Raw genomic sequence first — 22,363 nt, 5'->3', positions numbered from 1 at the left:
GCGGGGGCGCCGAACTGCGACGCGTTAAGTCTTTTCCGGTAAGCCGTGACGACCCCTTGGCCACTCACAGGGCGTTACCGATCGCGAGGAAGACGACTCCTTTCCGGTGCGGCGGTTCGCGGAACGCTGCGCCTCCGGCTCAGGCGGGTTGAGACGGCACTCATACCCTCGTCACCAAGACGCTAACGTGCCGATGCTCTCTCGTCACCCCTCGTTCGGGATACCAGATGCCCGACGTTCCACCTTTTTCCTACCCCTAGGTGGTAATCCGTCGAAACCGACTGCGGTTGATCTACGCAGTCGAGTGGCGGCAAGTACCGCGGCTCCCGCGACCTGCATCTTCGCCTCCTCGAGCCGACCCGTCGCCGCGGCCAAAGTGGCTCCGGTGGTGACGATGTCGTCGACTACCACCAGCGTGCCTTTCCGGGGAGCGGCGCGTCGCAGAACGCCGATTCGAGGCCGCCGAACTCGCAGCGAATCCTCAGCTGCGGCACGGCGACCGGCCACACTCAGTGACGTAGAGTCAAGACGCGGTAACGCTTCGAGCTGATGACTGACGCCGGCGTCCCAACCGGCGGCGCGCAGGCGCCGCACGGCCTGTGCGGCCAGCCGGATCATGTGGTCGCCGTGCCGCTCGCGCGCGGCCGCGGCGGTCGACGGCACGGGCACGAGAGTCACCGGTGCCCCGCGCGGGGCGAGCACGGCCACCGACGTGGCGAGCAGAGTGCCGAGCGGTCCGGCGAGACGGTGCCGGCCCTTCTCCTTGTAGCCGAGCAGCACGCCCCGCAAAGCGCTCTCGTACGTCCCCACGGCCACGCACAGCGGCAGACCGGGCGGCGGGGGCTCGGGAGCCGTACGGAACGGTCTGAGGGCTTCCAGACGGGCAGCGCAGCTCGCGCAGACGCCGAAGGTCAGCCGCACCCGCTCGGCCTCGCAGCCGGCGCAGGGAGCCGGCAGCACGAGGTCGGCGAGATCACCGAGAAGTCCCGTCAAGCGCTGCGCCGCCCGCTCAGTCGAGGAAGAAGGGTGCGGTGGGGTTGACGCCGGGCTGCGGTGTCACATCGGCCAGATGCTCGGGCAGCAGCTTCACCGGCTCGCTGAGCACGTCCCACGCGTCGCCGCCGGCCACGTACCACTCCGAGGCCAGCCGCTCGGGATTCACCGGAGTGGACGGGTACGCCGTCAGATAGGTGACCGGCTCGGCCCCGATGTCGTTGAGGCGGGTCGTCGCCAGCGTCCCGTCGACCGTCACATCCAGCACCGCGAACCGGTCGTTGGTGCGCAGACCGGCCACGGCCAGCGAGGTCTCGCTGTTCCAGGCGGCCGCGGCCACCGTCTTGAGATCGGGCGGTTGCACCCTTTCCGGGTCGCTGAGGGTGATCTCGTCGCCGCTGGTGTTGAGCACCGCGCGATACAGATGGCCGCCGCTGACCAGCACGATGCGGTGGCCGTCGGGGGCCACCGACAGGCCGGTGACCGCGCCCGGCGGATTTTGCCACTCGACCTTTCTCGCGGCCGCTCCAGTCGCGTCGAAGCTGTAGATCTGGCCGCCCATCGTGATCAGGCCGACGGCCGCGGCGGGCTCGTCGCCGTCGGGGGTCTGCGCCCACACCGGCGTGCGGAGATCACCCTCGAGCTTGCCCACCTGCAGCAGGTCGGCCTGCTCGCCGAGCGGCGCCTGGGCCACCCGCAGCCGGCGCGCGGCACCCGTGCCGGTCACGACCGCCGCGTACGCCCGGGTGGAGGACGAACTCATGGCGGCCGAAGTGATGTTCTTGTTGGCCGCCGGCTTGATCACCGGCACAGGGTCGGTGGAGTGCGGCGAGTCCTTGAGCCGGCGGATCGACGAGCCGTAGATCGCGAACCTCTCGGGCACGTCGGCCAGCCCGTACGCCGCGTTGCTGTCGAGATAGGCGCCGTCCCTGGTGCGGACCGGATCGTCGTGCCCGATCTTGATCTCGATCGTGCGGGTGACCAGCGGCCGCATCGACCATTGCAGCTGCCGCCGCAGGCGATCGAGAGCGCCGGCGTCGCTGCCCTGCGGCACGGCCTGCGCGTTGAGGCTGATCTGCAGGGTGTCGTTGCTGATCGCGGGCACGTTGTCGGCCGCCTGGGTGCCCTGCGGCAGCGCGTTCACCGTGTCGTCGAGCCAGGGCGCCGGCGAGCCGGTGAGCCAGCCGAGCACGGTCGTCGGCTGCTGCACGGTCGGCACGCTGAGCGGCATGTAGCGCACGTCGGGCACCAGGCCGGTGTTCGCCGTGTTCCACCAGTAGATCGTGCGGGGCGAGTAGTACTCCTGCAGCGCCACGTCGGTCATCATCAGCATCTGCGGAGCGTCGAGGATGAACTGCCCGTCCCGGCCGGACACCCGGCCCACCCGCACGTCGTACTTCTGCGGGTCGGCCGGGACGGCCGGCTCGAAGACGCCGTTGGCCTTGAGCGTGCCGATCACCTGAATGTTGATCGTCACCTCGGCCTCGCCCGGGCTGTGCAGGGACGCCTCGGTCTCGTGGACCACCTTGATGTCGTTGCCCGAGGGGAAGCCGGCCGCCTTGTCGGGCCCCAGGAACGCCTTCGCCCGGGCCGCCGCCGTCTCGGGATCGCCCGCCGCGGCCTGCAAGTAGTTGCTGACCAGCGCCTTCGGCTCGTCGGTGTCCTCCCGCCGGGGCTGCACCGGTGGTTCGTCGCCGCCACCGTCCGTAAGCACGCCCGACGGGCCGTCGTCGACGATCGTCACGTCGCTCTCGTCGGGGATGCCACAGCCGCCGGCCACCAAGGTGGCCAGCACGGCGGCCACGCACAGCAGGCGCTTCATCAGACCACCTCGACCTTCGGCTCGGCGGTTTCGCCGTCCTCGGACAGGGCCGGGACACGGTCCCGCGGGATGAGCGGGAGCGGCGCCGCCAGCAGCCGGTCGCCCGAGCGCACGGGCAGAGTGAGCCGGAACTGGGCGCCCTCGCCCGGCGCGCCCCAGGCCTCGAGCCAGCCGCCGTGCAGGCGCGCGTCCTCGGCGCTGATCGACAGGCCCAGACCGGTGCCGCCGGTCTGCCGGGCCCGGGACGGGTCGGCCCGCCAGAACCGGTTGAAGACCAGCCGCTCCTCGCCCGGTTTGAGGCCGATGCCGTGGTCGCGCACGGTGATCGCCACCGCCGCGTCGTCGCAGGCCAGCGTCACCTGCACCGGCTTGGCCTCGCCGTGCTCGACCGCGTTGCCGACCAGGTTGCGCAGCACCCGCTCGACGCGGCGCGGATCGACCTCGGCGATCACCGGCTGGTCGGGCAGGCGCAGTTCGATCGCGACACCGACCCGCTCGGCCAGGCCGGCCAGGCGGTCGGCCACCCGCTCGACGATCGGCACCAGGTCGGTGTGCTCGGCGTCGAGAGCGGCGAACCCGGCGTCGAAGCGGCTGATCTCGAGCAGGTCGGTGAGCAGGCTCTCGAACCTGTCCAGTTCGGCCTGGAGCAGCTCGGCGCTGCGGGCCACGGCCGGATCGAACTCGTCGCGCTCGGCGAAGATCAGGTCGGCCGCCATGCGGACCGTGGTCAGCGGCGTACGCAACTCGTGCGACACGTCCGAGGTGAACCGGCGCTGCAGCCGGGACAACTCCTCCAGCCGCACGATCTGGCGCTGCAGGTTGGCCGCCATCTGGTTGAACGAGGCGGCCAGCAGGGCCAGGTCGTCCTCGCCATCGACCTTCATACGCTGGTCGAGCAGGCCGGCCGACAGGCGCTGGGCGGTGCGGGCGGCCACCCGTACGGGCGTGACGACGAGCCGGGTGACCAGGCCCGCGATCACCCCGAGCATGATGACCAGCGCGATGCCGGTGGCCAGCACCGTCGTGCGGATCTGGTTGGCCGCGCTGTCCTCGGTGGTCAGCGGCACCATGTAGTAGAGCTCGACGTGACCGAAGCTGGTCGGCACCGGCGAACCCGTGGCCAGATATTTGGTGGTGCGGTCGTTGACCCGGGCGGTGACGATCTGGCGGCCCACCTTGCCCTCGCCGGCGACGTCGTGGATCAGCTCGCGCGTGATCAGCTCGTCGGTGGGGACGTTGGGCGAGGTCACCGGGGGCAGCTCCGGGTGGTCCTCGGCGCGGATCGAGACCACCGAGCCGCCGGACTCGGCCGGGTCACCGTCGGTGAGCTGGCTGACGATCAGGCTGAACGTCTTGGGCAGCCGCGGGTCACGGGCCTGCGGGTGCACGGTGAGCTGCTGTTCCGCGTACGCCACCCGGTTGCGCATCGAGACCTGGACCTCGTCCTGCGCCCGGCTCAGCAGGATCTTGGCGCTGCGGTCGGCGATGAACCAGCCGAACGCGCCGACCAGCAGGCTGGACGCGACGAGGGTGAGCGCGACGACGCGCAGCTGCAGCGAACGCCGCCAGGCACGACGGGCCGGCGACGACCACACCTGCACGCGGCGCACGAGCACACGCCAATATCGCCGCACGACCCGCAGGACGCGGCGTACAGGGAGGGGAAGCCAGGCCGGAGCACGCATTACGCGGCAAGGTTAGCCGCTCGAACTTCTAACCGGTGCCCGCCTTGTAGCCGACCCCCCGGACGGTCAGGATGATCTCGGGTCGCTCCGGGTCCGGCTCGATCTTGGCCCGCAGTCGCTGGACGTGCACGTTGACCAGCCGGGTGTCGGCCGCGTGGCGGTAACCCCAGACCTGCTCGAGCAGCACCTCGCGGGTGAAGACCTGACGCGGCTTGCGAGCCAGGGCCACCAGCAGGTCGAACTCCAGCGGCGTGAGCTTCACCTCCTCGCCGTCGCGCGACACGGTGTGCGCCGGGACGTCGATGGTGATCTGGTTGCCCGGCGGCCCGATGGTGAGCATCTCGGGCGCGGCGTCCTCACCGCGGCGCAGCCGGGCGCGCATCCGCGCCACCAGCTCCTTGGGCTTGAACGGCTTGACCACGTAGTCGTCGGCGCCCGACTCGAGGCCCAGAACCACGTCGACGGTGTCGCTCTTGGCGGTCAGCATGACGATCGGGATGCCCGACTCGGCCCGGATCGCCCGCGCCACGTCGATGCCGCTCATCCCCGGCAGCATCAGGTCGAGCAGGACGATGTCGGGCCGGCTCTCCCGGAACGCGGCCAGTGCGCGCTCACCGTCGGCGACGAACGAGGGCAGGAATCCTTCGCTTCGCAGGACGATGCCGAGCATCTCGGCCAGCGCTGGATCGTCATCGACGACGAGTACCCGGGCTCTCATGCGGTCCAATATTGCACTGTCCTCCCGAGCCCCATGTACCCCGGGGGCGATCTTGCGTCTTTTCACAAAGAAGCGGGCGGTCCCGCGAGGGACCGCCCGACCGGCTTGCCGTACAGATCAGGCGCCGGGCCTGTCGAACTCCCCGGCCCGCACACCGGCGATGAAGCCGGTCCAGTCCGCGTCGCCGAAGGCGAGCATCGGACCCGAGGCGTTCTTCGAGTCGCGCACCAGCACGGTCGACGGGACGTTCGCAACCTCGACACAGTGGCCGGCGGCTCCGCTTCGAGTGCTCTTGCGCCAGGTGAGAGTGGCGTCCTGCATCGTGGGTCCCCTTCCAAGGATGGAATGCACCCCCATTTCAGCTCACGATGCCGTCAAGAGGCGGAGCGCTTCCTCCCTTTCAGCGATGGCCGTTCGGCTGTCTTCTGCCGTCAATGCGCGTTCCCGCAGGTCAGAGAGCGCATCTCGGTAGACGTCGACATCGGTCGGCTTCACCCGGAAGAGACCTCCGGTGAGCCCCTCGATGTGCACGATCGGCGCCCGCGTGCCGCTCTCGAACTCCAGAACCATGAACGGCTCGGTCATCCCCGCGTGCGCCCCCGCGGTGAACGGCAGCACCAGAAGCTCCACGCCCGGCCGCTCACTCGCCTCGACCAGCCGGGCCAGCTGCCGGCGCAGCACCTCGGGCCCGCCGACCTCGCGATGCAGAACCGCCTCGTCCAGCACGACGCGCAGCATGGGCGGCGGCTCCCGGGTCAGCACCGCCTGCCGCGCCATCCGCAGGGCCAGCCGCCGCTGAATCGTCTCGGCTGCCCCGACATCGGCCCCCACCTCGATCACGGCCCGCGCATACTCGTCGGTCTGCAGCAGCCCCGGCACGACCTGCGTCTCCCACTCGCTGATCAGCACGGCCTCGGCCTCGAGCGCGACATATTCGTCGTACGGATCCGGCACCGACGACCGATACGGCGTCCACCAAGCCCGCGCCCGCCCCCGGCGCGCGAGCTCGCGAAGGCGTTCACGATCCTCGACCCGTACGCCATAAGCCGTCAGAAGACGATCGAGATCGGGCTCGGTGATGCCGGTGTGAGCGGTCTCGATGCGGCTCAGCTTGCTCTCGGACCACCCCAGCGACGTCGCCACCCCGGCCGCCCGGCGCTCGCCACGCAGACGCCGGAGCTCGTTCCCGAGCTCACGCCTGGCCGTCGAGGTCGCCCTTGCCACGCGAACACCATAACGGCACATTGGTCGCTGTCTGCAACTTGCATCGCACACTCTGCACTTGCACGCAGGTCAGGGGCCATGAAGTAATGGAGTGGACGACGGGTGCGGGGGTGGCGGCAAACACCACCGGGACCCGGAGAGGGAGACCCCGTCCGGCGGGCGGACGGGGTCTCTTCAATCCCTGCTCTTGCCCCTGCCGCGGATCTTCTCGTGCCTCTTCGATCTTCCCGTACGCCTCGTGGGGCGGATCGAACGCAAGTGCCGGGCGGGCCTTGTGCCGCGCCGCCCTCTCCCGTCGGGGTTGCGCTTGGTCGGCGCGGGTTGCGCTTGGTGGCAGCTCGGCAGCTCGGCAGCTCGGCAGCTCGGCAGCTCGGCAGCTCGGCAGCTCGGCAGCTCGGCAGCTCGGCAGCTCGGCAGCTCGGCAGCTCGGCGAGATTGTGTTCCCATAGCGAACGGGGCGGCAGACCTAAGTCCGCCGCCCCGTTCATCCCCCCGGTTTGGTACCGCGCGCGTCCGTGGGACCCCCCGATCACCAATGACGCTGCGTGGTTATAGATTCACACTCCGCACAGGCCACTGTCAAGGAAATCCGGAAATTTCCTATTTCCCAAGCCGTCGGCATCACTCCCCGTGCCCGACCAGCAGTAGAACGCGGCCTGTGGACAGCTCCGCGCACCCTGTGGACAGCCGCAAACGATCTCATCGCGTTTGTGGAAAACTCGACTCCAGGATTTGACGTCCGCCCATAGGGTCGGAGGTCCCCCGGTAGGGCGGGTCACTGTCCAGGATTACGTAGGGGCACGAAGCATCGCGGCCGCCTCGAAAGGCCGGGTCGCCCTCGGTGGTCAGGAAGCCCAGCGGCAAGCGTCCTGCGGCCTACCGTTCAGCCGCTCGTCGAGGAACGGCTATGTACCGGCGGGCTCGTCCGGGACCCGGGATGAGTCGGATCCAGTCACCCGCATACGGCGACAGTGGGCCCGGCCGGCTCAGGAAGAGCAGGCGTGGCCTGACCAGAGACACGGAAGCAGGCCGCCACTCCGAGCACGAGCAGACGGCCCACGGCTTCCGGGCAGCGCGAAAAGCGAGTGCTTGTCAGGCGGGAACCGCCGCCACGAAGAGCTGGCCCTGGCCCGCCACCTTGATCGCGCCGGCGTCGGCGGGGGCGTAAGCGGCCCCGCCGGGGGCGAGTTCGACCGGGGTGCCGTCGACGGCCTCGCCGACGAACGTGTCGCCGCTGATGGCCAGGATGATGCGCGGGCCCGTGGCGGGGACCTCGGTGGGCGGGCGGGTGCCGTCGAGTTCGATGCGGAACAGCTCGAAGTCGGGGACCGGAACCTTCCACGTGGTGACGCCGGGGGCGACCTCGACGCTGGGCAGGATGGGGTCGTCGAGGACCTCGAAGCGCAGGACGTTGAGGAGTTCGCCGACGTCTACTCGCTTGGGGGTCAGGCCGCCGCGGAGGACGTTGTCGCTTGCGGCCATCAGTTCGACGCCCGCGCCCTTCAAGTAGGCGTGCATGTTGCCGGCCGGCATCCAGATGGCCTCGCCGGGGGCCAGACGCACGTGGTTGAGCAGCAGCGCGACCAGCACGCCGGGGTCGCCGGGATAGTGGCCGGCCAGGGTGGTGGCCAGTTCGGAGCGGCCCGACGAGGCGACGGCCGCGATCAGAGCCTCGCGGTCGTCGGCGGGCCACGTCAGCAGGGTCTGCACCGCCGTACGCAGGTCTCCCCCGCGCAGCGACTCGACGACGGGGGTCAGCGACTCGAGGCCGAACGACTCGATCTCGTCGGCGGCGGTCGCGGGGGAACGGAAGCCGCACAGCGCCTCGAACGGCGTGACCGCGACCAGCATCTCCGGCTTGTGGTACGCGTCGGTGTAGTTGCGCGGCAGGGCCGGGTCGGCCTCCTGCCGGGCGTACGCCAGCTTGGCGTACTCGGGATCGGGGTGGGCCTGCAAGGACAGGGGTGTCTCGGCCGCCAGCACCTTGAGCAGGTAGGGCAGCCGCGGGCCGAACGAATCCAGTACGGGCGGGCCGAGCTGGCCCTTGGGGTCGTCGGCGATGAGCGCTTCCAGGCTGACCGGGCCGTCCGGGCCGGTGACCGTGGCCGGGTCGCCGGGGTGGGCGCCCAGCCACAGCTCGGCCTCGGGCTGCTCGGTGGGGGCGGAACGGCCCTGGAGCTCGGCGATGAGGGTGCGGGAGCCCCAGGCGTACGGCCGGACGACCCCGGTCAGCGAATAGACGCTCATAACAGGAGAATAACCTTTTGTCCGTTTATCGAAGGGTGTTACGCGGGCGCCGGGGCGGGAGTCGCGGCCTCGGCGGGGCGGTAGATGTCGGGCTCGATGTAGATCACGCGGGCGATCGGGACCGCGTCGCGGATGCGCTTCTCGGTCTCGTCGATGTGCCGGGCCACCTCGGCGGCCCGTTCCGAGCTCGGCACCGCGATCTTGACCGCGACCAGCAGTTCCTCGGGGCCGAGGTGCAGCGTCTTCATGTGAATGATCCGCTCGATGCCCTCGCCGGCCAGCACGGCCTGCTCGATCGCGCGGGTCGCCTCGGGGCTGGCCCCCTCGCCGATCAGCAGGCTCTTGGTCTCGATGGCCAGCACGGCCGCGATCGCCACCAGCAGCAGGCCGATCGCCGCGGTGCCGATGCCGTCCCACACGCCGTTGCCGGTGATCAGGGTGAGCACGACGCCGAAGAACGCGAAGACCAGTCCGAGCAGGGCGCCCGAGTCTTCCAGCAGCACCACCGGCAGCTCGGGGGCCTTGGCCCGCCGCACGAAGTCGATCCAGGAGGTCTTGCCGCGGGTGCGGTTCGACTCCTTGATCGCCGTCATGAACGAGTAGGACTCGAGACCGATCGCGACCACCAGCACCACGACCGGCACCCACTGCCAGCTCTCGATGGGGTGCGGTTCCCGGATCTTGTGCCAGGCCTCGTACAGGGCGAACAGGCCACCCAGGCTGAACAGCACGATCGAGACGATGAACGCGTACAGATAGCGTTCTCGGCCGAAGCCGAACGGGTGCTCGGGGGTGGCCTGCCGCTTGGCCCGCTTGCCGCCGACCAGCAGAAGCAGCTGGTTGCCCGAGTCGGCCACCGAGTGGATCGACTCGGCCAGCATCGACGACGAGCTGGTGAGCATCCAGGCGACGAATTTCGTGACCGCGATGCCCACGTTGGCGCTCAACGCCGCCAGGATCGCCTTGGTGCCGCCTTCAGCGCTCATTTTGCCCACTCCACAGTGACGTCCGAAAGTACTGTCACTGCATTCCCTCGGGGAGCGGGTTCGAAAGCTCCTTCATCTCGCTGATCGCGGGCACGGCCATCGGGTCGAGTCCGTGCGCCAGCGCGAGATAGAGGGAGGCGAAGTCGGGCACGGCGGTCAGTGAGGCGAGACGCTCGAGCGCGGAGCCGCCCTCGGCGGTCAGCACGTCGCAGCGCACCCCGCGCCGCTCGGCCAGCGTCTGCACGGCGTCGGCGCGGCGCTCCTCGACGGCGACCGGCTCGTCGGCGTCGTCCTCCGGGTTGAGCCCGCCGTCGCGGAACAACACGAGCCGCAGCCGGGTGGCGCCGGTCTCCTCGGCGTCGGGGTCGGCGAAGATGTCGCGCGACGACTCGGCGAGCCCGCCGAAGACGCCGTCGAGCAGGCCCACGCGGCCGCGACCGGCCTCGCCCAGCGCGCCCGCCATCACCGGGTAGCGCGCGTTGGCCGCGAGCGTGTCGGCGAAGCGACGGGCGGCCACCGTGGCCAGCGGCGACGAGCCCCAGACGATCGGGATCGAGCCGGCCAGGCCGAGCGCCAGCGCCTTGGCCGGGTTGACGAAGGAGTCGGCGCCGGGCCGGCAACGCTCGGCGTCGGCGTCGAGCCGGGTCGCGGTCTCGGCCAGGTCGGCCTCGTTGACCTTGACCAGGCCGATCGCGCGCGCGGCGAGCAGCACCGGCACGGCCAGGCCCCAGAGGCTGGCGCGGGCGGGCGCCCGGCGCGGCACCGGGAAGAACGGGGCCCGGGCGCGGGCGGCCATGGCCTCGAGCTCCGAGTCGGGGTTGCCCACGGCGACCAGCCGGGCGCCCCGGCGGGCGGCCGCCTCGGCCGCGGCCAGCGCCTCGGGGCTGCGGCCGGAGGCAGAGACGGCGATGACCACGTCGGCCGCGCCGACCCAGCCGGGCAGGCCGGGGCTGCGGTGCCCGATGATCGGCACCGGGCAGCGCGGGCCGGCCGCGGTCGACAGGATGCTGCCGGTCAGGCCGGCGGTGCCGATGCCGGCGACGACGACCGCGCGGGGGCGGCCCTCGTCGGCCAGCATGCTCAGGTCGGTCTCGGCGGCCAGCGCGGCCGCCTCGCGCACCTGGGCGCCCGCCGACGCCGTGGCCCGCAGCATGCCGCCCGGGTCGTTGGCGAGCATCGACTTCTCGTCGTCGAGCAGCGACTCGTCGGCGTGCCGGTGCCCGGCCACCCCGGCCCTGCCACCCTCCAGCGGACCCGCCATCAGGCCTTGCCCCCGTCGGCCGCCGGGCGCGCCTCGTCGAGCAGCAGCACCGGGATGTCGTCGCGGACCTCGAAGACCCGCCCGCACTCGGTGCAGGTCAGGGTCTGCGCTTCGGCGTCGTGGGTGAGCGGCGCGTGATGCGTGTCCGGGCAGGCCAGGATGTCCAGAAGTTGCGGATCGAGGGCCACCGAACGCTCCTTACATAACGGAAAGGTGAGGCGACGCGCCCCTAAAACAGGCCCAGCCTAACCGCGGACGATCGCCAGGACCTCGTCGCGGAGGGCGGCCATCCGGTCCGGCTTGGCCGCCTCGACGTTCAGGCGCAGCAACGGCTCGGTGTTGGAGGCCCGCAGGTTGAACCAGGAGCCGTCGGGCAGGGTGACGGTGAGGCCGTCGAGCTCGTCGAAAGTCGCGGCCGGGAACGCGGCCCGGACCTCGGCCACCTTGGCCGTGGCATCGGCGACCGTCGAGTTGATCTCACCGGAGGCGGCGTAGCGCTCGTACTCCGCGGCGAACTCGGACAGCGGCCGGTCCTGCCCGCCCAGCGCGGCCAGCACGTGCATCGCGGCCAGCATGCCGGTGTCGGCGAACCAGAAGTCCCGGAAGTAGTAGTGCGCCGAGTGCTCGCCGCCGAAGACCGCGTTCGTCCGGGCCATCTCGGCCTTGATGAACGAGTGGCCGACCCGGCTGCGTACGGGCGTGCCGCCCGCCTCCTTGACGATCTCGGGCACGGCGTTCGAGGTGATCAGGTTGTGAATGATCGTGCTGCCCGGGAACTTGGCCAGCTCGCGCCGGGCCACCAGGGCGGTGACGGCCGAGGGCGAGACCGGGTCGCCGTTCTCGTCGATGATGAAGCAGCGGTCGGCGTCGCCGTCGAACGCGACACCGATGTCGGCGCCCTGCTCGCGGATCGCGTTCTGCAGGTCGACCAGGTTGGCCGGGTCGAGCGGGTTGGCCTCGTGGTTGGGGAACGAGCCGTCGAGCTCGAAATACAGCGGGACGATCTCGAGCGGCAGCGCGGGCAGCACCTGGTCGCCCAGCACGGCCGGAACCGTGTAGCCACCCATGCCGTTGCCGGCGTCGACGATCACCTTGAGCGGCCGGATGGCCGACAGGTCGACGAGCGAACGGAGATGCTCCGCGTACGCCCCCAGAAGTTCGCGGGTCTCGACCCGGACCGGGCCGTCGGCCCCGGCGTTCAGGTCGTCGAGCAGGGCCTGGGCGCGCTGGCGGACGATCGCGAGGCCGCTGTCCTGGCCGACCGGCTTGGCGCCCGCGCGGCACAGCTTGATGCCGTTGTACTGCGCCGGGTTGTGGCTGGCGGTGAACATCGCGCCGGGCAGGCCGAGCGAGCCGGACGCGTAGTAGAGCTGGTCGGTCGAGGCGAGGCCGATGTTGACCACGGCGGCGCCGGCCGAGTTGGCGCCGCGGGCGAACGCGGCGGCCAGACCGGGACCAGACTCGCGCATGTCGTGGGCGATCACGATCTCGTCGCCGTTGTCGCCCGACTCGCGCAGCATCTCGACGAACGCCGTGCCCAGGGCCCGGGCGACCGACTCGTCGAACTGATCCGGCACGATGCCCCGGACGTCGTACGCCTTGACGATCTTGGACAGGTCAGACACTGCGCCCCCTAGGCCCTACTCAGGATGTTCGGGCCGAGAGTAGCGGAGCTGCGTGGGCGGCAAGGTGGCAACGAGGAGGCGTCACTGTTACGTGATCCGATCGCGATCAATACTGCCTCCGGACATCGCTTGTCGCCGGGCGTGATGCGGGTCACGATGGAGATCTGGAGGTGTCTCCTTGCCCAACCCGTGGCTCGCCCTCGACTCCGGCGCCGATCCCGTCGAGCGTATTAGGCAGGTCGGGCGCGCCCACGAACGGTTCGTGACCGGGGAGACGAGCGCCGGGCCGGCCATCCGGTCGATCGTGGCCGACTCCTGGAAGCGCTCCGCGGTCGCGTTGCCGGGCCCGGACGCCACCGCCCCGATCGAGCTCAGCGACGCGGGCCTCGAGTCGTACCGGGCGGCCCACCCGCTCGCGCGTGTCCTGCCGATCTTCCGCGACCTGCTCGGCGGTCTGGCCGAGGACGGCGAGCACCTGATGGCGGTCTGCGACGCGTACGGGAGGCTGCTCTGGGTCGAGGGGACGGCCAAGGTGCTGCGGGGGGCCGAGAGCATGAACTTCGTGCCCGGCGCCCGGTGGGACGAGGCGCACGCCGGCACCAACGCGCCCGGCACGGCACTGGCCATCGACCACCCGCTGCAGATCTTCGCGACCGAGCACTTCAGCCGCTCGGCGCAGAGCTGGACGTGCGCCGCGGCGCCGATCCACGACCCGTCGACCGGCCGGTTGCTGGGTGCGATCGACGTGACCGGCGGCGATCATCTGGCCAACCCCCACAGCCTTGCCCTCGTACGGGCCACCGCGCTCGCCGCCGAGGCCTACCTGCGGGGCAACCTGACATCCGCCTCGACCGCCGGCTCGGTCGCGGCGCTCGGTCGCAACGAGGCCCGGCTGACCTTCGAGGGCCGCCAGTGGCGCCTGGGCCGCCGCCATTCCGAGCTGCTCGTGCTGCTGCTGGCCCATCCCGAGGGCAGCACCGGCGACGAGCTGGGCGCCGGGCTGTACGGGGACGACGCGAGCCCGGTGACCGTACGCGCCGAGTTGTCCCGGCTGCGCCGCACGCTCGGGCCGGAGCTGATCGAGGCCCGCCCCTACCGGTTGCGGGCCGAGGTCGAAGCCGACTTCCGTACGGTCGTGCGGCTGCTCGAGCAGGGGCGGACGGCGGAGGCGCTGGAGGCGTACGCGGGACCGCTCCTGCCCGGATCCGACGCCCCGGGCGTGGTGCGGCTGCGGAGGCTGCTCGACGACCGCCTGCGCACGGCGCTGCTGGCCGCCCGGGATCGCGACCTGCTGCAGAGCTGGGTGCACTCCCCGTGGGGCGCCGACGACCTGCAGATCTGGGAGGCGTACGCCCAGCTGCTGTCCCCCACCGCCCCGGCCCGCCCGATGGCCATGACCAGGGTCCGCGAGCTGCAGAGAGAATACGGCCTACTTGCAACGTCCGTGCAACGTACGCGTAACTAACGTCGGCCGTACCCCACTGGTACGGAGGCAGGCATGACCGTATATTCCGCGCCCGGAACCGACGGCGCCATCGTCAGCTACGAGTCGCGTTACGACCACTTCATCGGCGGGGAATACGTGCCCCCGGCGAAGGGACAGTATTTCTCCAACCCGAGCCCGGTCACCGGCGAGGACTTCTGCGAGGTGGCCCGGGGCACGGCCGAGGACGTCGAGAAGGCGCTGGACGCCGCGCACGGCGCGGCCGACGCGTGGGGCCGCACCTCCACCGCGGAACGGGCCAACATCCTCAACAAGATCGCCGACCGGATGGAGCAGAACCTCGAGAAGCTGGCCGTCGCCGAGTGCTGGGAGAACGGCAAGCCGGTACGCGAGACGCTGGCCGCCGACATCCCGCTGGCGATCGACCACTTCCGGTACTTCGCCGGGGCCATCCGGGCCCAGGAGGGCACCGCGGGCGAGATCGACGACGACACCGTCGCCTACCACTTCCACGAGCCGCTCGGCGTGGTCGCCCAGATCATCCCGTGGAACTTCCCGATCCTGATGGCGGTCTGGAAGCTGGCCCCGGCGCTGGCGGCCGGCAACGCGGTCGTCCTCAAGCCGGCCGAGCAGACCCCGGCGTCGATCCACTACCTGATGTCGCTGATCGCCGACCTGATCCCGCCGGGCGTCCTCAACATCGTCAACGGGTTCGGCGTCGAGGCCGGCAAGCCGCTCGCCTCGTCGAACCGGGTGGCCAAGGTCGCCTTCACCGGTGAGACCACCACCGGCCGGCTGATCATGCAGTACGCCTCGGAGAACCTCATCCCGGTCACCCTGGAGCTGGGCGGCAAGAGCCCGAACATCTTCTTCGAGGACGTGAGCCGGCTCGACGACGACTTCTACGACAAGTCGCTCGAGGGCTTCTCGATGTTCGCGCTCAACCAGGGCGAGGTCTGCACCTGCCCGTCGCGCGCGCTGATCCAGCAGAGCATCTATCCCGACTTCCTGGCCGCGGGGGTCAAGCGGGTCGAGAACCTCAAGCAGGGCAATCCGCTGGACACCGACACCCAGGTCGGCGCGCAGGCCTCGAACGACCAGCTCGAGAAGATCCTGTCCTACTTCGACATCGGCCGGCAGGAGGGCGCCAAGGTGCTCACCGGTGGCAGCCGGGCCGACCTGGGCGGCAACCTGTCCGGCGGGTACTACGTGCAGCCGACGATCTTCGAGGGCAGCAACTCGATGCGGATCTTCCAGGAGGAGATCTTCGGGCCGGTCGTGTCGGTGACCTCGTTCGCGGACTACGCCGACGCCATCAAGATCGCCAACGACACCCTGTACGGCCTGGGCGCCGGCGTGTGGACCCGGGACATCAACACGGCGTACCGGGCCGGCCGCGCGATCAAGGCGGGCCGGGTGTGGACGAACTCGTACCACCTGTACCCGGCGCACGCCGCGTTCGGTGGCTACAAGCAGTCCGGCATCGGGCGTGAGAACCACAAGATGATGCTCGACCACTACCAGCAGACCAAGAACCTGCTCGTGTCGTACAGCCCCAAGGCGATGGGTTTCTTCTAAGCCGATGGCCACCAGGGTTGATGTCACTCCCGCGGCTGCCGATCTGATGCGGCAGCTGCGGGACCAGCACGGTCCGCTGATGTTCCACCAGTCCGGCGGATGCTGCGACGGCAGTTCACCGATGTGTTACCTGGAGGGCGAGTTCCGTACCGGCCAGTCGGATGTTCTGCTCGAGTCCCTCAAGATCGACGGGGTGCCCGAGCCGATCACCTTCTGGATGTCGGCCTCGCAGTTCGAACTCTGGAAGCACACCCATCTGACGGTGGACGTGGTCCGCGGGCGCGGTTCCGGCTTCTCGCTGGAGGCGCCCGAGGGCGTACGGTTCCTGATCCGGTCCCGCCTGCTCACCGAGCAGGAACTCGTGGAATTGTCCTGATCGGACCAGATGACAATCATTTGACACTGGCCACAATCTGATCCGCGCGCCGCCGTCGTCCCGTATCAATGGGGGACGGCGGCGGTTCTGCGTCGCCGGCACACGCCCCCCGATGCCGACCCCCGAGGAAAGAGTGCGAGCCCCCTCCGCCCACCAGATCCTGGCCGCCCTGCACGCTTTGGACCGCCGCGTCATGGCACTCGCCCGCCGGGTGCTCGAAACGGCCCGGAACGGCGACGAACGGCCGGTTGACGTCTCCCCCGACCGTGCCGAAACCGGCCGGAAAGTGGCAGTCCGCGCGGTGCGGACGGCATTGTCGGCAGCCGGACGGCACAGGGAGGCTTGGATGCGGATGTCCCGCGGCCGCAAGGCGGTTCTGCTCGGCGTCGTGCTGCTGGTGGTGGGCCTGACCGGGCGCGCCTCGGCCGAGACACGTCTGCCCGAGGCCGGCTCCGTGGCTCAGGCGCCCGCGTCGGCCCCCGCCACGAAGCCGGCGGTCCCGGCCAAGACGTCGAAGCCCAAACCCAAGCCGAAGCGGAAGCCGGAGGTACGCCGGGCGAACAACCCGCGCCTGGCCGGTCCCGCGGGCAGCCGGGTGCTGACCGGCGGCAAGGGCGTCGCGCTGACCTTCGACGACGGCCCCGACCCGGCCGAGACGCCGAAGCTGCTCCGGCTGCTGGCCAAGCATCACGTCAAGGCCACCTTCTGCCTGGTCGGCAGCAACGCGCAGCGGCACCCGGAACTGGTCCGCCAGATCGTCGCGGGTGGTCACACGCTCTGCAACCACACCTGGAACCACAGCCTCAAGATCGGCAAGGACCCGGCCGGCAAGATCCGGGCCGACCTGAACCGCACCAATGCCGCGATCCTCCGGGCCGCGCCCAAGGCGAAGATCAAGTATTTCCGCGCGCCCGGCGGCAACTTCACGCCGCGGCTGGTCGCGGTGGCCGACCGGATGAACATGACGTCGATCTATTGGAAGGTCGACCCGCGGGACTGGAGCCACCGCAAGGGCGAGAGCAGCGCAGCCCACCAGGCCAAGGTCATCTCCAGCGTGACCCGGCACTGCCGGCCCGGGGCGATCGTGCTGTCGCACGACTACGCGCAGCCGGACACCATCGCCGCGTACCGGAAGCTGATTCCATGGCTCAAGAAGCGTTACACGCTCGTCGCGCTGCCCTGATCAGTGGGACGGCGGGATGACCCGCAGGTGACCCCGGCGGCCCGTCTGGTGGCCGGGGAGGCGCTCCTCGTCGTCGGCGCGCGGGGGCGGCGCCGTCGGGCGGGCGGCCTCGCGCACGGCATCGGCCAGGGCGACCAGGTCATCGGTGGTGGGCGGCGGCGGGGCGAAATCGCCGTCGTGCCGGACGAGCTCCCAGCCTCGGGGGGCGGTGAGGCTGCGGGCGTGCGGCTCACACAGGTCGTACGTGTGGGGTTCGGCGAAGGCCGCCAAGGGGCCGACGACCGCCGTGGAGTCGCTGTACACGTAGGTCAGCGTGGCGACCGCCTGTCGGGGACAGCCGTTCCGGGAGCAGCGCCGTGGTGACCTCACGGCGGCACGTTATCGCTCCGGACGCCCGCGTGGGTGCGGAAGCCCCGCGACACGCCGACCCACGATGCATCACGATTCGGCCATGAGGGGCCGACACGCCGCCCCCGATGGGACGAATTACCGGCGTACGCCCCCGTTGGGGCGAATCAACAACGCGGTAACAGGTCTGACGCCGTGTCACACCGTCGGAGGACTAGAGTTGCCGAGTGACCACCAGTCCCGAACGCCGCCGTGCCGATCCTTCCCGGGCGGCACGCAAGGCCGGGCCGGGGCATCCCACCCGTCGCGACCGGCACGGCCGCGGTCTGCGGGGCAGGCTGGTGCCGGCCACCGTTCCCCTCGCCCGCACCAAGGCCGAGATCTTCGACGACCTGGTCCTCGACACGGTCGAGCAGCTCGAGCGGCGTTATGCCAAGGAGCTGGCCGGGGTCGAGTTCGCGGTCGAGGATGTGCCACCCGAGCTGAACGTCTACGACTCCGATGTGCTCGAGGACGGCGAGGTGCCGCTGGCCCGGCTGCTGCCCGGTCGCCCCGGCCGGCAGGAGCTTCCCCCACGGATCGTGCTCTACCGGCGGCCGCTGGAATTCCGGGCGATGGACCGTGAGGACCTCGCCGACCTCGTCCACGATGTGATCATCGAGCAGGTCGCCAACCTGCTCGGGGTGGATCCTGACGAACTGTCCTAGGCGCTGAGCCGGATCAGGCGACCCGGCGCTTCAGCTTGCGTCGCTCGCGCTCGGACAGTCCACCCCAGATGCCGAAACGCTCGTCGTGACCCAGTGCGTATTCCAGGCACTCGGCCTTGACCTCACAGCGACCGCAGATCCTCTTTGCCTCCCGGGTGGACCCACCCTTTTCCGGGAAGAAGGCCTCCGGATCGGTCTGCGAACACAGCGCCCGCTCTTGCCACTCGGGCGCGTCCCCGAGCAGGTCGACCCCTTCAACCTGCGCTTCCATCGGCGTGCCTCCCAATTTCCGCGCCGGCAGCAGTGCCGGCGCTGACCCCCCACGCACGCAGCGTGTTTTTTGTGAGCAGAGTTCGCATTTGTGGGCGCCTCGCTCACAACCCCACCGAAATTACACGCGTGTAAGACGTGCGTCGTCAAGCCGAACCTGATAAATAGGCCCGTTTCCCCGGCGCGTCTTCGGCGCGTCGCGGTCCCGTTCCTGCCATATCTCTCCGGGGCACCGGAAAGTAACGCAGCCCGGCCCGCCTGCGTCCTATTTAACCCGATTTGTGATCTAGCGTCGACCGTAGGTCGTGGTCCGCTCCACGGCCGGGCGACCCGCAGTCGCGGCAAGTTCCTTCAGCTCAGCGACCGTACGGGCCGATCCGTGCTCGGAACCCGCCATCCGGGAGATCGTTTCCTCCATCAGGGTGCCACCGAGATCGTTGCAGCCGCCGTCGAGCATCACCCGGGTGCCCTCGTCGCCCAGTTTGACCCACGAGCACTGGATGTTGTCGATGCGGCCGTGCAGCAGGATGCGGGCCATCGCGTGGACCACACGGTTCTCGCGCCAGCTGGCGCCGTTGCGGGCGATGCCGGCCAGATAGATCGGGGCGTTGGTGTGAATGAACGGCAGCGCCACGAACTCGGTGAAACCACCCGTGCGATCCTGAATGCCGGCCAGCACCCGGAAGTGGCCGAGCCACTGACGCGGGTGATCGACGTGCCCGTACATCATTGTCGAACTCGAGCGGATGCCCAGCTCGTGAGCCGTGCTGACCACGTCGACCCAGGCGCTGGCCGGGAGCTTGCCCTTGGTCAGGACCCAGCGCACCTCGTCGTCGAGGATCTCGGCCGCGGTGCCGGGGATGGTGCCGAGCCCGGCCTCCTTCAGCTGGGCCAGCCAATCGCGTACGGGGACGCCCGCCTTGGCCGCCGCGGTGACGATCTCCATCGGCGAATACGCGTGGACGTGCATGCCGGGGACGCGCTGCTTGACGGCCCGCACGAGGTCGGCGTACGCGGTCACGGGCATCTTGGGGTCGATGCCGCCCTGCATGCAGACCTCGGAGGCGCCGTCCTGCCAGGCCTGCTCGGCGCGATCGGCCACCTGCTCGACCGAGAGGCGGTAGGCGTCGGCGTCCTTCTCGCGCTGGGCGAACGCGCAGAACCGGCACCCGACGTAGCAGACGTTGGTGAAGTTGATGTTGCGGTTGACCACGTAGGTGATGTCGTCGCCGTTGACCTGCCGGCGCAGGTCGTTGGCGATGCGGGCGAGCTCGTCGAGGGCCTCGCCGTCCGAGTTGAACAACGCCATCGCGGCGTCCTCGTGCTCGGGCAGCAGCAGCTTGGCCGGGTCGGTCGAGGCCAGCTTGAGACCGGCCAGCACATCGGACTCGAGCCGCTGGGACGTGTCGGTGGTGATGTGCGCGGCCACCTCGTCCCAGTCGCCGTAGACATCGTCGAAGTCGGATCGCCGGTCGCCCGTGCGGCCCTCGGTGTCGATCGTCGCGAAGAGATCGGTGCGACCCGACCCGTACGCCTCGTCGGGCTCCTGCCAGGGCCGGCCCACCACCTCGGCGTCCTCGCGGGCCAGCCCGTCGGGACCGGCCAGCGCGGCCACGTGGGCCGCCAGCCGCGGATCGAGCCAGCCCTCGGCGCCCCGGCGGACGTACTCCGGATAGATCGTCAGCCGCTCGCGCAGCTCGAAGCCGGCGTCGGCCGAGCGGGCCCGCAGCAGGTCGATCTGGGGCCACGGACGCTCGGGGTTGACGTGGTCGGGGGTGACCGGCGAGACGCCACCCCAGTCGTCGATGCCCGCCCGCAGCAGCAGCGCGAACTCGGCGTCGATCAGGTTGGGCGGGGCCTGCACCCGGGCCCGCGGACCCATGATGATCCGGCCCACGGCCACCGTGGCGGCCAGCTCGCGCAGCTCGGCGTCGGGCATGCCGCGCATCGCCGTGTCCGGCTTGGCGCGGAAGTTCTGGATGATGATCTCTTGGATGTGGCCGTACTCACGGGCGGCGCGGCGCATCGCGAACAGCGCGTCGACCCGCTCCGCCGGCGTCTCGCCGATGCCGATCAGGATGCCGGTGGTGAACGGCACGCCGACGCGGCCGGCGTCGTCGAGCACGCGCAGCCGGACGGCCGGCTCCTTGTCGGGCGAGCCGAAATGCGGGCCGCCGGGCTCGGACCACAGGCGGGTCGCCGTGGTCTCGAGCATCATGCCCATGCTGGGCGCGACCGGCTTGAGGCGCTGCAGCTCGGCCCAGCTCATCACGCCCGGGTTGAGATGCGGCAGCAGGCCGGTCTCCTCGAGCACGGCGATCGCACAGGCGCGCACGTAGTCGAGGGTGGAGTCGTAACCGCGCTCGTCGAGCCACTGCCGGGCCGCGGGCCAGCGCTCCTCGGGCCGGTCGCCCAGCGTGAACAGGGCCTCCTTGCAGCCCTGGGCGGCGCCCTGACGCGCGATCTCGAGCACCTCGTCGCGCTCGAGGAACGCCGCGGGCAGCCGATGTGGCACCGTCGCGAACGTGCAGTAGTGACACCTGTCCTGGCAGAGCCGGGTCAGGGGGATGAAGACCTTGCGCGAATACGTCACCACGCCCGGACGCCCGGCCTCACGGAGACCGGCGTCGCGGACGTGGCCGGCGATCGTCAGCAATTCGTCGAATTGGTCGCCGGTCGCGGCCAGCAAGGCCGTCGCCTCTTCGGCGTCGACCGCCTTGCCGTCGGCGGCGCGGCGCAGGGCGCGCCGGATGCTCGCTTCGGTGGGCCTGCTTCCGACCGTGTTGACCTCTACCACCCCAGCAGCCTAGGCCGGAAAGCCGATGGTTGCCCCGGGCGTTCCGGGCCAACCACAGTGGTATAGGACACGGCTCAGCGGCGCGGCGGGTCCTCGTCGGCCGGGCCGAAGCCGGGACGGTCGTCCGAGGAGATCTTCTCGGTGCGCTCGTCGCCGGGAGTGTCGGCGCCGGGAACCGGCTGGGTCGGCTCGGCGAAATTGGGGAACGCCGTCGTGGGCGCCGGGTGCGGCGCGAACGGGCCGGACGGGCCGGAGGCCGGGTGCGCGGGCGGGGCCGACGCGGGCATCGGGACGGCCGACTGGTTCCACGCCGGCGGCTGCTGCGGATAGCCCTGGTGCGGCTGACCCGGCTGGGGCTGGCCGGGGTGAGGCTGACCGGGCTGGGGCTGGCCCGGCTGGCCGTACTGCGGCGGCTGCGGGAAGCCCTGGGGCGGCTGCGGCGCGCCCGGCGGCGGGTAACCACCGGGGCCGAAGCCCGGCTGCGGCGGCTGTCCGTAGCCCGGCTGGCCTGGGTAGGCGCCCGGCTGCCCGTAGGCCGGCTGGCCGTAGACGCCCGGCTGCGGCTTGGGCTTGTGCACCTGGAAGAGGCCCTGCCAGAGGCGGAACACCGCGTAGGCCGCCACACCGAACACGGCCAGCCAGGCCGCGCGCACCAGGAGCTCCTCGAACGCGATTCGCGCGCCGTTGTTGCTCGCGTGGTTGATCAGGCCGATCAGCAGCCCGAACAGCACCCCGAAGAGCGCCATGACCGCGTACTCCACCACGGCGATCAGCGTGATCAGCGACGCCTTGGGGTGGCGCGGCTGCACCAGCACGGCCAGCAGCACCGCGGCCAGCGGCATGAAGATCGTCGACGTGTTGATGAAGCCGTAGAAGCTGTCCTGCGTGCGGTAACCGAACTGGTTCTCACCGTCCGGGATCAGCCGGATGACGGCCACGAAGAGCAGCAGGGCGGGGGCGCCGACAAGCGCGTAGGCCGCGAGATCACGCAGCGGCCGGAGCAGCTGCCCCGCCGATTTGCCCTCGCCCGGCGCGGGCTGCGGTTGGCTGGTCACGGACATTCTCCCTGGCGAGAAGTGGGTGAGATCGGCTAAGGGTA

20 protein-coding genes are annotated in these 22,363 nt (G+C 70.6%); 5 read left to right on the top strand and 15 right to left on the bottom strand.

The features are described 5' to 3' along the window. Nucleotides 1-204 precede the first annotated feature (204 nt). The 11 genes from ACZ3I4_RS04100 to ACZ3I4_RS04050 all read right to left on the bottom strand — a co-directional run bounded on the left by ACZ3I4_RS04100 (nucleotide 205) and on the right by ACZ3I4_RS04050 (nucleotide 12,561). Nucleotides 205-993 (bottom strand): ComF family protein, encoded by a 789-nt coding sequence (locus ACZ3I4_RS04100; RefSeq protein WP_465380340.1) that lies wholly within the window; start codon nucleotides 991-993, stop codon nucleotides 205-207. 16 nt (nucleotides 994-1,009) lie between these two features. Continuing rightward, complete coding sequence (locus tag ACZ3I4_RS04095; RefSeq protein WP_465380339.1) at nucleotides 1,010-2,815, bottom strand: LpqB family beta-propeller domain-containing protein; 1,806 nt, start codon at nucleotides 2,813-2,815, stop codon at nucleotides 1,010-1,012. Continuing rightward, nucleotides 2,815-4,500 carry an MtrAB system histidine kinase MtrB gene (mtrB, locus tag ACZ3I4_RS04090; RefSeq protein WP_465380338.1) on the bottom strand — a complete coding sequence of 562 codons (1,686 nt, stop codon included), beginning with the start codon at nucleotides 4,498-4,500 and terminating at the stop codon, nucleotides 2,815-2,817. Before mtrB ends, ACZ3I4_RS04095 begins: the two co-directional genes overlap by 1 nt. A gap of 28 nt (nucleotides 4,501-4,528) precedes the next feature. Continuing rightward, nucleotides 4,529-5,218: an MtrAB system response regulator MtrA gene (mtrA, locus tag ACZ3I4_RS04085; protein ID WP_089293161.1), complete on the bottom strand. Its 690-nt coding sequence runs from the start codon at nucleotides 5,216-5,218 to the stop codon at nucleotides 4,529-4,531. Between the two features lie 117 nt (nucleotides 5,219-5,335). Then, nucleotides 5,336-5,539 carry a DUF397 domain-containing protein gene (locus tag ACZ3I4_RS04080; protein ID WP_465380337.1) on the bottom strand — a complete coding sequence of 68 codons (204 nt, stop codon included), beginning with the start codon at nucleotides 5,537-5,539 and terminating at the stop codon, nucleotides 5,336-5,338. A 42-nt stretch (nucleotides 5,540-5,581) separates the two neighbouring features. Then, complete coding sequence (locus ACZ3I4_RS04075) at nucleotides 5,582-6,442, bottom strand: DUF5753 domain-containing protein (protein WP_465380336.1); 861 nt, start codon at nucleotides 6,440-6,442, stop codon at nucleotides 5,582-5,584. A gap of 1,092 nt (nucleotides 6,443-7,534) precedes the next feature. Then, complete coding sequence (manA, locus tag ACZ3I4_RS04070; protein WP_465380335.1) at nucleotides 7,535-8,689, bottom strand: mannose-6-phosphate isomerase, class I; 1,155 nt, start codon at nucleotides 8,687-8,689, stop codon at nucleotides 7,535-7,537. A gap of 38 nt (nucleotides 8,690-8,727) precedes the next feature. Beyond that, a complete protein-coding gene (locus ACZ3I4_RS04065) occupies nucleotides 8,728-9,675 on the bottom strand; it encodes a cation diffusion facilitator family transporter (RefSeq protein WP_465380334.1) in 948 nt (315 codons plus the stop codon). A 34-nt stretch (nucleotides 9,676-9,709) separates the two neighbouring features. Further along, entirely contained in the window at nucleotides 9,710-10,936 is a 1,227-nt protein-coding gene (locus tag ACZ3I4_RS04060; protein ID WP_465380333.1) for an SIS domain-containing protein, read from the bottom strand. After that, a complete protein-coding gene (locus ACZ3I4_RS04055; RefSeq protein ID WP_465380332.1) occupies nucleotides 10,936-11,124 on the bottom strand; it encodes a Trm112 family protein in 189 nt (62 codons plus the stop codon). The genes ACZ3I4_RS04060 and ACZ3I4_RS04055 overlap by 1 nt, the downstream gene beginning before the upstream one ends. A 57-nt stretch (nucleotides 11,125-11,181) precedes the next feature. Beyond that, complete coding sequence (locus ACZ3I4_RS04050) at nucleotides 11,182-12,561, bottom strand: phosphomannomutase/phosphoglucomutase (protein ID WP_465380331.1); 1,380 nt, start codon at nucleotides 12,559-12,561, stop codon at nucleotides 11,182-11,184. 178 nt (nucleotides 12,562-12,739) lie between these two features. Between ACZ3I4_RS04050 and ACZ3I4_RS04045 the strand changes: the two genes are divergently transcribed. From ACZ3I4_RS04045 to ACZ3I4_RS04030, 4 genes are all read left to right on the top strand, one after another. Further along, the gene (locus tag ACZ3I4_RS04045; protein WP_465380330.1) at nucleotides 12,740-14,026 is read left to right on the top strand and encodes a GAF domain-containing protein; all 1,287 of its coding nucleotides are present in this window, start codon (nucleotides 12,740-12,742) and stop codon (nucleotides 14,024-14,026) included. 33 nt (nucleotides 14,027-14,059) lie between these two features. After that, nucleotides 14,060-15,583, top strand: coding sequence for an aldehyde dehydrogenase (adh, locus tag ACZ3I4_RS04040; protein WP_465380329.1), 1,524 nt, complete (start codon nucleotides 14,060-14,062; stop codon nucleotides 15,581-15,583). A gap of 4 nt (nucleotides 15,584-15,587) precedes the next feature. Further along, entirely contained in the window at nucleotides 15,588-15,959 is a 372-nt protein-coding gene (locus ACZ3I4_RS04035; RefSeq protein WP_465380328.1) for a DUF779 domain-containing protein, read from the top strand. Between the two features lie 346 nt (nucleotides 15,960-16,305). Continuing rightward, entirely contained in the window at nucleotides 16,306-17,142 is an 837-nt protein-coding gene (locus ACZ3I4_RS04030) for a polysaccharide deacetylase family protein (RefSeq protein WP_465380327.1), read from the top strand. Here ACZ3I4_RS04030 and ACZ3I4_RS04025 read toward each other — a convergent pair whose 3' ends face one another. Beyond that, nucleotides 17,143-17,511, bottom strand: a complete 369-nt coding sequence (locus ACZ3I4_RS04025; RefSeq protein WP_436650369.1) for a DUF3499 domain-containing protein — start codon at nucleotides 17,509-17,511, stop codon at nucleotides 17,143-17,145. Between the two features lie 206 nt (nucleotides 17,512-17,717). On the opposite strand from ACZ3I4_RS04025, the gene ACZ3I4_RS04020 reads away from it, so the two are divergent. Beyond that, complete coding sequence (locus ACZ3I4_RS04020; protein WP_465380326.1) at nucleotides 17,718-18,197, top strand: metallopeptidase family protein; 480 nt, start codon at nucleotides 17,718-17,720, stop codon at nucleotides 18,195-18,197. A gap of 13 nt (nucleotides 18,198-18,210) precedes the next feature. Here the strand turns inward: ACZ3I4_RS04020 and ACZ3I4_RS04015 are convergent, their stop codons facing one another. The 3 genes from ACZ3I4_RS04015 to ACZ3I4_RS04005 all read right to left on the bottom strand — a co-directional run bounded on the left by ACZ3I4_RS04015 (nucleotide 18,211) and on the right by ACZ3I4_RS04005 (nucleotide 22,319). Next, entirely contained in the window at nucleotides 18,211-18,468 is a 258-nt protein-coding gene (locus ACZ3I4_RS04015; RefSeq protein WP_014688021.1) for a WhiB family transcriptional regulator, read from the bottom strand. Nucleotides 18,469-18,753: 285 nt separating this feature from the next. After that, on the bottom strand, nucleotides 18,754-21,264 hold the full coding sequence (locus tag ACZ3I4_RS04010; RefSeq protein WP_465380325.1) for a bifunctional FO biosynthesis protein CofGH: 2,511 nt from the start codon (nucleotides 21,262-21,264) through the stop codon (nucleotides 18,754-18,756). Nucleotides 21,265-21,338: 74 nt separating this feature from the next. Further along, nucleotides 21,339-22,319 carry a hypothetical protein gene (locus tag ACZ3I4_RS04005; protein ID WP_465380324.1) on the bottom strand — a complete coding sequence of 327 codons (981 nt, stop codon included), beginning with the start codon at nucleotides 22,317-22,319 and terminating at the stop codon, nucleotides 21,339-21,341. Between the last annotated feature and the right edge of the window lie 44 nt (nucleotides 22,320-22,363).

Source organism: Actinoplanes sp. NPDC021490 (assembly GCF_055562135.1).
Note: the sequence above shows the minus strand (reverse complement) of the source record. Positions and strands in the feature narration are given on the sequence as shown.

Bases quoted from the DNA above. Each gene is read 5' to 3' on its own strand.
- ACZ3I4_RS04095 (WP_465380339.1), bottom strand. From the start codon at position 2,815: ATGAAGCGCCTGCTGTGCGTGGCCGCCGTGCTGGCCACCTTGGTGGCC.
- mtrB (WP_465380338.1), bottom strand. From the start codon at position 4,500: ATGCGTGCTCCGGCCTGGCTTCCCCTCCCTGTACGCCGCGTCCTGCGG.
- mtrA (WP_089293161.1), bottom strand. From the start codon at position 5,218: ATGAGAGCCCGGGTACTCGTCGTCGATGACGATCCAGCGCTGGCCGAG.
- ACZ3I4_RS04080 (WP_465380337.1), bottom strand. From the start codon at position 5,539: ATGCAGGACGCCACTCTCACCTGGCGCAAGAGCACTCGAAGCGGAGCC.
- manA (WP_465380335.1), bottom strand. From the start codon at position 8,689: ATGAGCGTCTATTCGCTGACCGGGGTCGTCCGGCCGTACGCCTGGGGC.
- ACZ3I4_RS04065 (WP_465380334.1), bottom strand. From the start codon at position 9,675: ATGAGCGCTGAAGGCGGCACCAAGGCGATCCTGGCGGCGTTGAGCGCC.
- ACZ3I4_RS04060 (WP_465380333.1), bottom strand. From the start codon at position 10,936: ATGGCGGGTCCGCTGGAGGGTGGCAGGGCCGGGGTGGCCGGGCACCGG.
- adh (WP_465380329.1), top strand. From the start codon at position 14,060: ATGACCGTATATTCCGCGCCCGGAACCGACGGCGCCATCGTCAGCTAC.
- ACZ3I4_RS04035 (WP_465380328.1), top strand. From the start codon at position 15,588: ATGGCCACCAGGGTTGATGTCACTCCCGCGGCTGCCGATCTGATGCGG.
- ACZ3I4_RS04030 (WP_465380327.1), top strand. From the start codon at position 16,306: ATGCGGATGTCCCGCGGCCGCAAGGCGGTTCTGCTCGGCGTCGTGCTG.
- ACZ3I4_RS04015 (WP_014688021.1), bottom strand. From the start codon at position 18,468: ATGGAAGCGCAGGTTGAAGGGGTCGACCTGCTCGGGGACGCGCCCGAG.